Source organism: Pseudomonas sp. GW822-FHT06D10 (assembly GCF_058799535.1).
In genome coordinates this window covers 652,864-661,983 of sequence record NZ_JBXALN010000004.1, presented here as the reverse complement: position 1 = coordinate 661,983, position 9,120 = coordinate 652,864, and the positions used below count along the sequence as shown (strand labels likewise).

At 65.7% G+C, this 9,120-nt stretch carries 9 protein-coding genes; 2 read left to right on the top strand and 7 right to left on the bottom strand.

All coding sequences use genetic code 11. The features are described from left to right. Positions 1-150: 150 nt before the first annotated feature. Positions 151-1,302, top strand: a complete 1,152-nt coding sequence (macA, locus tag AC1RL5_RS16920; RefSeq protein WP_011060449.1) for a macrolide transporter subunit MacA — start codon at positions 151-153, stop codon at positions 1,300-1,302. Between the two features lie 2 nt (positions 1,303-1,304). Then, the gene (locus AC1RL5_RS16915; RefSeq protein WP_041117091.1) at positions 1,305-3,263 is read left to right on the top strand and encodes a MacB family efflux pump subunit; all 1,959 of its coding nucleotides are present in this window, start codon (positions 1,305-1,307) and stop codon (positions 3,261-3,263) included. Between the two features lie 60 nt (positions 3,264-3,323). Here the strand turns inward: AC1RL5_RS16915 and AC1RL5_RS16910 are convergent, their stop codons facing one another. From AC1RL5_RS16910 to AC1RL5_RS16880, 7 genes are all read right to left on the bottom strand, one after another. Then, on the bottom strand, positions 3,324-4,112 hold the full coding sequence (locus tag AC1RL5_RS16910) for a helix-turn-helix transcriptional regulator (protein ID WP_103408308.1): 789 nt from the start codon (positions 4,110-4,112) through the stop codon (positions 3,324-3,326). 226 nt (positions 4,113-4,338) lie between these two features. Then, entirely contained in the window at positions 4,339-4,752 is a 414-nt protein-coding gene (locus AC1RL5_RS16905; RefSeq protein ID WP_093406057.1) for a VOC family protein, read from the bottom strand. A gap of 175 nt (positions 4,753-4,927) precedes the next feature. Continuing rightward, positions 4,928-6,394 (bottom strand): GDL motif peptide-associated radical SAM/SPASM maturase, encoded by a 1,467-nt coding sequence (locus AC1RL5_RS16900; RefSeq protein ID WP_103408102.1) that lies wholly within the window; start codon positions 6,392-6,394, stop codon positions 4,928-4,930. A 132-nt stretch (positions 6,395-6,526) separates the two neighbouring features. After that, on the bottom strand, positions 6,527-7,135 hold the full coding sequence (locus AC1RL5_RS16895) for a DUF1842 domain-containing protein (RefSeq protein WP_019095114.1): 609 nt from the start codon (positions 7,133-7,135) through the stop codon (positions 6,527-6,529). Positions 7,136-7,186: 51 nt separating this feature from the next. Beyond that, positions 7,187-7,822, bottom strand: coding sequence for a DUF1842 domain-containing protein (locus AC1RL5_RS16890; RefSeq protein ID WP_065363504.1), 636 nt, complete (start codon positions 7,820-7,822; stop codon positions 7,187-7,189). A gap of 36 nt (positions 7,823-7,858) precedes the next feature. Next, positions 7,859-8,047, bottom strand: a complete 189-nt coding sequence (locus AC1RL5_RS16885; RefSeq protein ID WP_492589790.1) for a DUF1843 domain-containing protein — start codon at positions 8,045-8,047, stop codon at positions 7,859-7,861. Positions 8,048-8,364: 317 nt separating this feature from the next. Further along, the gene (locus AC1RL5_RS16880) at positions 8,365-8,994 is read right to left on the bottom strand and encodes an HAD family hydrolase (protein ID WP_072451720.1); all 630 of its coding nucleotides are present in this window, start codon (positions 8,992-8,994) and stop codon (positions 8,365-8,367) included. Positions 8,995-9,120 lie beyond the last annotated feature (126 nt).

The following is a 9,120-nucleotide window of genomic DNA, read 5'->3' as shown; positions in this document are numbered from 1 at the left end:
GGCGCGGGGCAACACAGGCGCTGGCCCTGCCGGCGCCTGGACACCCGGTTTCATTCATCTGGAACACCGCTCACTACGGCAGCACGGTGTTCTGTAAGGGGGCTCGCCGCTGGCCGGTGCAGCCCGCCCTCAACGGACTTGTGGTCATCTATGGAAAAGTCGAAGTTTCGCAAAATCGGTATGGGGCTGTTGCTGGTGGTTGTGGCCGGGTTGATTTTCTATACGGTGCAGGCGCCGGCGGAGCCGCCGCAGTACCTGACCGCCAAGGTCGAACGGGGGGATATCGAGAACGCGGTCCTGGCCTCGGGCCTGCTCGAAGGCATCAAGCAGGTGGATGTCGGGGCCCAGGTCTCCGGGCAGTTGAAGTCGCTCAAGGTCAAGGTCGGGGACAAGGTGAAAAAGGGCCAGTGGCTGGCGGAAATCGACCCGCTGGTGCTGCAGAACACCCTGCGCCAGGCCCAGGTGGACGAGGAGAACCTGCAGGCCAAGCGCCGCGCCACCGCGGCCCAGCTCAAGGAAACCAAGGCCATCTACGAGCGCTACCGTGACTTGCAGTCCGACGCCTCGATTTCCCAGCAGGATTACGAGACCGCCGAATCCAACTACGAGGTGCAGCGGGCCAACCTGCTGTCCCTGGACGCGCAGATCAAGAGCGCGCACATCCAGATCGACACCGCCAAGGTCAACCTGGCCTACACCCGCATCGTCGCGCCGATCGATGGCGATGTGGTGGGGGTGGTGACCCAGGAAGGCCAGACGGTGATCGCCAACCAGCTGGCGCCGGTGCTGCTCAAACTGGCGGACCTGGACACCATGACCGTCAAGGCCCAGGTCTCGGAGGCCGATGTGATCCATATCGCCCCCGGCCAACAGGTGTACTTCACCATCCTCGGCGAGGCGGAAAAACGCTACTACGCCAAACTGCGGGGCACTGAGCCGGCGCCGCAGAACTTTCTCGAAACCCAGACCGCCGGCACCCCCAAGCAGAACACCGCGGTGTTCTACAACGCGCTGTTCGACGTGCCCAACCCGGACCATCGGCTGCGCATTTCCATGACTGCCCAGGTGCGTATCGTGCTGGATACCGCCAAGGACGTGCTGATGGTGCCGGTGGCGGCCCTGGGCCCGCGCAATGCCGACGGCAGCTTCGCGGTGCGGGTGCTGGACGCCAAGGGCCATGCCCAGGCGCGCAACGTCAGCACCGGGATCAACAACAACGTCAAGGTGCAGATCAAGGACGGCCTGGCGGAGGGTGACCGGGTGGTGATCGGTGATCCGCTGCCCGGCACGGCAGGGGCCTGAGCATGAGCGAGCCCCTGCTGCACCTCACCGGCATCAGCCGCAGCTTCACCGCCGGGGATCGGGAGTTCCTGGCCCTCAAGCACATCGACCTGAGCATCCAGGCCGGGGAAATGGTGGCGATCACCGGGGCCTCGGGGTCGGGCAAGTCGACCCTGATGAACATCCTCGGCTGCCTGGACTACGCCACCGCCGGCAGCTACAAGGTCAACGGCCGGGAAACCCGCGACCTCGACGACCAGGCCCTGGCGGAACTGCGCCGCGACTACTTCGGCTTCATCTTCCAGCGCTACCACTTGCTGCCGCACCTGAGCGCCATGCACAACGTCGAGATGCCGGCGATCTACGCCGGCACCCCGCAAGTCAGGCGCCATGGCCGGGCCCGGGAACTGCTGGCGCGCCTGGGTTTGTCCGGGCACCTGGGCCACCGGCCCAACCAGCTCTCCGGCGGCCAGCAGCAGCGAGTGAGCATCGCCCGGGCGCTGATGAACGGCGGCGAAGTGATACTCGCCGACGAACCCACCGGTGCCCTGGACACCGCCAGCGGCAAGGAGGTGATGAACATCCTCCAGGAACTGCACGGCCTGGGGCACACGGTGATCATCGTCACCCACGACCCCAAGGTGGCGGCCAACGCCCAGCGCATCATCGAAGTGCGCGATGGCGAGATCGTCAGCGACCGGGCCAACCCGCGCCCGGCGGACGAGGCGCCGAGCGAGCCACCGGTCAGCGTGCGGCCCGCCGGTGCGCGGCGCCTGGTGGCCAGCCTGGGGCTGTTCAAGGAGGCCTTCGTGATGGCCTGGGTGGCGCTGGTCTCGCACCGCATGCGCACCTTGCTGACCATGCTCGGGATCGTCATCGGCATCACCTCGGTGGTGTCCATCGTGGCCATCGGCGAGGGCGCCAAGCGCTACGTGCTCAAGGACATCCAGGCCATCGGCAGCAACACCATCGACATCTTCCCCGGGGCCAGTTTCGGCGACAGCCGGGCGGCGGCGATCCAGACCCTGATGCCCGCCGACGTGACGGCCCTGAACCAGCTGTACTACGTCGACAGTGCCACGCCCATGGTCGGCCGCAGCCTGTTGCTGCGCTACGGCAACATCGACCTCAACGCCACGGTCAACGGCGTCAGCCACCTGTATTTCCAGGTTCGCGACATCAAGCTGGCCAGCGGCATTTCCTTCAGCGAGAACGACGCGCGGCGCCAGGCCCAGGTGGTGGTGATCGACCACAACACCCGCAACCGCCTGTTCGGCCCGGATGTCGACCCGCTGGGGCAGGTGATCCTGGTGGGCAACCTGCCGTGCACGGTGATCGGCGTGACCCGGGAGAACAAGAACATGTTCGCCGCCAGCAACCTGCTGAACGTCTGGCTGCCCTACGAGACCGCCGCCGGGCGGGTGCTCGGCCAGCGCCACCTGGACAGCATCAGCGTGCGGATCAAGGACGGCCAGCCGAGCAAGGTGGTGGAGGAGCATGTGAAGAAGCTGATGGAGCAGCGCCACGGCACCAAGGATTTTTTCACCAACAACCTCGACAGCATCATGCAGACGGTGCAGCGCACCAGCCGCTCCCTGGCCCTGCTGCTGTCGCTGATCGCGGTGATTTCCCTGGTGGTGGGGGGAATCGGGGTGATGAACATCATGCTGGTGTCGGTCACCGAGCGGACCCGGGAGATCGGCATCCGCATGGCGGTGGGGGCCCGGCAGTCGGATATCCGCCAGCAGTTCCTGGTGGAGGCGGTGATGGTCTGCCTGATCGGCGGGGCCATCGGCATCAGCCTGTCGTTCGCCATCGGCTACCTGTTCACCTTGTTCATCAAGGAGTGGGAGATGGTGTTTTCCATGGGGTCGATCATTACCGCGTTCGCCTGTTCGACCCTGATCGGCATCGTCTTCGGCTTCGTTCCGGCGCGCAACGCCGCGCGCCTGGATCCCATCGAGGCCCTGGCCCGGGATTGACAGGCCGTAGGCCGAACCGCCGGCGCTGGGGCCGGCGGAGGTTACAGGGCCAAGGCCGGATCAGGCCGTCGGGGTTTCGCTGCTGTGCGGCGCTTGTTCCTCGGGCGAGTACATCCAGCGCAGCAGCGAGTGCCGGCCACTGATGCCGAGCTTGATGGCGGCGCGCTTCAAGTAGCTTTCGACGGTATTGACCTTGAGCTTGAGCTGCTCGGCCAGCTGCGGCGCGGTGCGCCCGGCCAGCAGCCCGACACAGACCTCCAGCTCGCGGTTGGACAGGCGCAGCCCGGACTGTTCCAGGCGCGCGGCAAAGCGCAGGCGCAGGCTTGCCAGGCCCTCGATGGCGGCACTGTCCTGCTCGGCGGCATCGCCCCGGGGCTGCAGGGCGCTGATGTGTTTTTCCACCATGGGCAGCAGCAACGGCGAGATGTCCTCCAGCAGCAGGCGTTCCTGGGGGGAAAAGCTCCGGTCCTGGCTGCTGCGGTACACCGAGAGCACGTAGTGGTAGGAGTCCTTGCTCCCGGTCAGGTGCAGTTGTGCCGGGTCCGCGTGGCCGCGCTGGCGTTGCAGCGACGGGCCCGGGGCCGGTTCGCCGGGTTGTTCGGGAAAGCCGGTGAGCAGCAGCGGGTCATTGCTGGCATGGGCATCGCTGTACAGCGGGTGGCGGGTCTGCATCAGGGTGTTGCCGGTTCTGCCGACGGCCTGTTCCGGGTCGGCCCGCAGTTGGGTGATATGGGTGGCGTCCACAGCCAGCTGGGTGAGTATCAGGTCGTGCAGCATGCGCGGAAAGTTGCGGCTGCCGGTGCTGGCGATGACCTTACCAATGTGTGGAAACAGTATTTGTGAGTTCATCATTTCATCCATGAATGTGAAGGTGTGGAGGGGGCTGCCTTATAGCAACGAGTTTGGGTCAGGGTTGATTTACCTCCTGTTTGCTCTGGGCGACAAAGGGTCGCCTCGTATCCTAGTACAGGGTGGCGGTGGCTGTTTGATGAAGTGCGCAAAATCTTTCACAGCGGGCGCAGCGGTGCGGTGCTGCGTTGCACAGCACCGGGGCCGGGCTTGCAGGTGGGCCGGGTTACTGGCGCTTCTCGCAATTGACCATCCATGGCACACCAAAGCGGTCCACCAGCATGCCGAAGCGCTCGGCCCAGAAGGTGGCTTCCAGGGGCATCTGCACGTTGCCCTGTTCGGCCAGGGCGGCGAATACCCGTTCGGCTTCGGCGGCGTTGTCGATGTTCAGCGAGATCGAGCAGCCGTGGATGCCCAGGTAGGGCAGCTCAGGGGTGGTGTCCGAGCCCATCAGCACCTGGTCGCCGACGCTCAGGCGGGTGTGCATGATGCGTTCGTGACAGTCGGCAGAGATGTGATCACGGGCCGGGCTTTCACCGAAGGTCATCATCATTTCCAGGGTGCCGTTCAGGCATTGGGCATAGAAGGTGAAGGCGGTCTTGCAGGTGCCGTTGAACACCAGGTAGGGGTTGATTTTCATGCTGTGCTCCGGTCGCAGGTAACGGGCAGGCACGCGGGCCTGTGGACGAACTTCCATAGCAAAGCCGCTATCGGCCCTGCGCGGAGGTTTTTTTATAGATGGTTTTTCCATGCTCGCCCGTGGCGATATAACCGTCGCCGCGCCATTGGGGGCGCGGCGGCGGTGCGGGCGGGGGTTACAGGCGTGGCTGCTCCTGGGGCGTGCCGAGCAACTGGTGCAGGGTGTTGATCAGCGCCTGCTGGCGCAGCCGGTCTTGCTGGTGCCGGGCTTCGGCGGCGGCGACATCGGCGTTGCAGTGCGGGCAGGTGCTTTCATGGGCGTGGATGTACTCCAGGCAACTGCGACACAGGGCCAGGCGCGGCGGGATGCGGCCTTCCTCGGGCGACGCCTGGCCCTGGTTGACCCAGGCCAGCTTGATCACCTGGCCGCTGTCGTTGACGCTCGATACCGCCTCGCCGGTGTCGATGCGTTCGGTGATCAGGTCGAAACGGCCCACCGAGAACGACGCCGGGCCGGCGTCTTCGAGCTTGACGATGCGTTCGCGCAGGCCCTTTTTCGCCAGGTCCAGGGTCCGGTAGTGGCAGTAGGGATTGTTCCCCGGCTTGCCCAGCAGCGAGTGCGAGGTCCAGGTGCAGCCGCCGCGGCAGACATCGTTGTAGTAACAGGTGCGGCAGTAGCCCCACAGGTCGTCCACCGAGCGCAGGCGGCCGAAGTGGATGCCTTCGCTGTAGTGCCAGATGTCGTGCAGGCTCATGCTGCGCACGTTGCCACCGGAGAAACCCACGGTGGCCAGGGACGGGCAGCCCTTGACCGTGCCGTCGGCCTCCAGGGCCAGGACCGTCTGCCCGGCGGCGCAGCCGCTCCAGTGCACGCGGTCGTCGCCGAAGCCGCGCCACATGTGCTCGTAGGGGCCGTAGTAGCCGATGTTGTTGCCCACATTCATCAGTAGCCCGCGCTCGGCGCCTTCGCGGTACAGGCGCGCCAGCAGCGGCATCACCTCCAGCAACTGGTAGGGCTGCAGCAGCAGCTCGGGGTGATCCACGGCGTTGCCCATGGCCACGGTCAGCTGGATCTGCCAGTGGCTGGCGCCGGCATCGATGATCAGCTCCATCAGGGCCGGCAGGTCGGGCAGGGTGGCGGCGCCGATCTGCGTGTTGACGCTGACCTTGAGCCCGGCCTGCTTGGCCCGGCGCAGGGTATCCAGGGCCTTGTCGAAGGAGCCGGGGACATTGCGCACCGCGTCATGCAGCGGCGCCAGGCCATCCAGGGAGACGCCGACGCCATTGAGCCCGGCGTCCACCGCGGCCTGCATCTTGGCCGGGGTCAGGTTGCGCCCGCCGGTCTGGATCGCCACGTACATGCCGTGGTCGTGGATGGCCTGGATCAGCCGCGTCCAGTCCTTGCGCAGATAGGCTTCGCCACCGATCAGGGTGACTTCCCGGGTGCCCAGGGCGGCGATCGAATCGATCACCGACAGGCATTCCTGGGTATTGAGTTCGCCCGGGCGCCGATGCCCGGCGCGGGAGCCGCAATGCAGGCACTTGAGGTCGCAGGCGAGGGTGATTTCCCAGACCACATGCACCGGGACAAAGCGCTTGAGGTCGGTTTCGCTGAGGTAGCGGGCGGGGAGACGGTCTGACATGAGAGTTCCTTGCGCACCCGGCGGTGCGCGGCACCAACCCATCGAAATAGGCGCGCCTTCCTTGTGTCGCAATGGCGCGGTCGTTTTGTGGCAGCCCCCGGGGCCGCGGCAGGCGGCCCCGGGGGCTGGTGGTCAGCGCTGTTCCAGGCGGCTGATTTCTGCCTGCAACTGCTGCACCGCCTGGGTCAGGCTGTCAGCGTTGGCCAGTTGCTGCTCGCCCTGGGCCACCAGTGCCTTGAGCCGCGCCAGGTCGCCGCTGGCCTGGGCCTGCTGCAGCGCCACGGCATACAGCGGGTGGCGCACTTCGGCGGCCGGGCCGGCCTGGCTGGCGTAGTCCGCCGTCTGTGCCTGCTCCACCGGGGCCGGGCTCACGGCGGCGTGTTGCACCACGTGCCAGTGCCCCTGGAACTGGTACTTGTAGCTGGCGAAACCGCTGGCCCAGTCCAGGCCGAGGATGCCCTGCAGATGGAAGGTCTCGGCGATCTGGCTGGTGGGGCCGCTGGGGTTGCCGGCCAGGCTGAGGATGATGTGCCCCTCGCTGGAGGGGTCGAGCTTGACCTGGGAGTAGTCGCCCCACACGTCGGCATGGAACTGCACCGGTGGCGAGGTGCTCTGGGTCACGCGGGCAACGCCGCTGACGCGTTTCTTCGGGGTATCGACCAGCAGGTCGAGGGTCAGCACCGGCCCACCGATCACGGGGTTGGCGACGATGAGGCGGGTATGGAACAGTCCGATTGTCATGCTGCAACTCCTTATCTTCTTGAAGACATCAGGTTCGATGGACGGCCGGGCTCAGCGCCGCTCCTGCTGGCTGATCTCGGCCTTGGCGGCCACCAGTGCGGTGCGGATCAGCGGCAGCTGTTCCAGTTGCTGGGTGGCGACCTTGTGCAGGCTCTTCATCTGCGCCAGGTCACCGCTGGCGATGGCACCGTGGATCGGCGCCCCGTACAGCGCCGAGATCGGCGGCAGCGGGTGGTTGGGCTGGCCGCGGTGCAGAGGGGCCGACAGGGTGCTGGACTGCACGGTTTCCTGCAGGTGGGCGGGCACCTGGTTGACCGTCACCCAGCTGTGGCCGTTGTAGTACTGATAGTTGGCCACGCCTTCCTTCCAGTCGTCGCTGACCACCAGGTGCAGCTTGAAGTTGATCACCGAGTTCGACCCCGGGCCGCCCTGGTTGCCCTGGGCCGTGATGAGGATCTTGCTGGTGCTGGGCGGCATGACGGTGAGGTAGGTGTACTGGCCCCAGACATCGCTGTGCAGGTCCAGGGGCGGGTTGACCGCCTGGGTGATGCTGGAAGTGCCGCGCACACTGTGTTCCGGGGTATAGACCAGCAGGTTGAGGATCAGGGTGGGTGCGCCGGGTTGCGAGGTGCCGATGCGGTAGCTCAGGGGGAACAGGCCTTCGGCTTGCGAGTAGTTGCCGGACATTTGCTTTGCCTCCATTCAATGACAGGGGAACCGCGATCAGCGGCGTTCCAGGCGGGCGACTTCCTTGGCCAGCTGTTCGTAGGCGTTGTGCAGATCCTTGGGTTCGTTCCTGGCCGGATCGCGCTTGGCCAGCAGGGCTTTCATCTCCGGCAGCTTGCCTTCGTTGATGGCCGACTGGATGGCGACTCCGTAGGGGGGGATCACATGTTGGGATGCATTGCTCATGGCGTTTGCCTTCCGTGGGTGTGGATGGGGTGCTGCGCTACTCGGCAGCTTTTGCAGTTAAGCAGCGCGGGTGGAATTGGCAGGGTAATGGCACATTGATTTTGTGGGTTTCCGACCGGTGGATTCACGGTCGGTAAAGGGTTGATTTTGGAGACATTCCAAAGGGCGATATGCAGGCGGGAGGTGATTGCGGATGGCGATAGGAGGGGGTGAGAAAGGGGGGCGAGCGTAGGCACCGGCTGCCGGCGAAGAGGCCCGCGACAGCCATGCATCGCCCTGGCCGGCGCCTTCGCTGGCAAGCCAGCCCCTACGGGGTGTCAGTGCGCTCGGACCACCCCCAACTCCTCCAGCCGGCGCCGCGTCTCAGCCGCCGTCACATGATGAATCGCATGCCACCCCAGCGCCGTTGCGGCGACGATATTGGGCGCATGGTCGTCAATGAACACCAGTTCCTCGGGGGCCACCCCCGGCAAATGCGCACGAATGCGCCCCAGGGTCGTGTGATAGATCTCGGCATCCGGCTTGATCTGGCGCTCTTGCCCCGACACGACGATGTCGCGAAAGCGCTGCAGAAACGGGTAATTGTCCCAGGCATAGGGAAAGGTTTCCCGGGACCAGTTGGTCAGCCCGAACAGGGGCACCTGCGCCTGGTGCAGTTCTTCTAGCAGGGCCACGCCCTGATCCAGTGGACCCTTGAGCATTTCCGGCCAGCGCCCGTAATAGGCCTCGATCAAGGGGGCATGGTCGGGGTACTCGGCCACCAGGCTGCGGGTCGCCTCGGCCAGGCTGCGGCCGGCGTCCTGCCGGGTATTCCAGGCCTGGGTGCAGATGGTGTCGAGGAACCACTGGCGACGCTCATCGTCGGGGATCAGCTGGCGGTACAGGTGGTGCGGGCTCCAGTCGAACAGCACGCCACCAAAATCGAAAACCACGGCACGAATCGTCATGAACACGTCCTTTTGAGCGGTTATGGGCCAGGCGCCATCCTGCGACGCCCGGCAGCACAATGCAATTTGCCGCTGGCCGCTGGCCGCTGGTCCGCTCGGCGGCACCCTGGCCACGAATCGTGATCC

Excerpts from the sequence above, each read along its gene's own strand:
- AC1RL5_RS16910 (WP_103408308.1), bottom strand. The coding sequence starts at position 4,112 with ATGAACTCACAAATACTGTTTCCACACATTGGTAAGGTCATCGCCAGC.
- AC1RL5_RS16905 (WP_093406057.1), bottom strand. The coding sequence starts at position 4,752 with ATGAAAATCAACCCCTACCTGGTGTTCAACGGCACCTGCAAGACCGCC.
- AC1RL5_RS16900 (WP_103408102.1), bottom strand. The coding sequence starts at position 6,394 with ATGTCAGACCGTCTCCCCGCCCGCTACCTCAGCGAAACCGACCTCAAG.
- AC1RL5_RS16885 (WP_492589790.1), bottom strand. The coding sequence starts at position 8,047 with ATGAGCAATGCATCCCAACATGTGATCCCCCCCTACGGAGTCGCCATC.
- AC1RL5_RS16890 (WP_065363504.1), bottom strand. The coding sequence starts at position 7,822 with ATGTCCGGCAACTACTCGCAAGCCGAAGGCCTGTTCCCCCTGAGCTAC.
- AC1RL5_RS16880 (WP_072451720.1), bottom strand. The coding sequence starts at position 8,994 with ATGACGATTCGTGCCGTGGTTTTCGATTTTGGTGGCGTGCTGTTCGAC.
- AC1RL5_RS16915 (WP_041117091.1), top strand. The coding sequence starts at position 1,305 with ATGAGCGAGCCCCTGCTGCACCTCACCGGCATCAGCCGCAGCTTCACC.
- macA (WP_011060449.1), top strand. The coding sequence starts at position 151 with ATGGAAAAGTCGAAGTTTCGCAAAATCGGTATGGGGCTGTTGCTGGTG.
- AC1RL5_RS16895 (WP_019095114.1), bottom strand. The coding sequence starts at position 7,135 with ATGACAATCGGACTGTTCCATACCCGCCTCATCGTCGCCAACCCCGTG.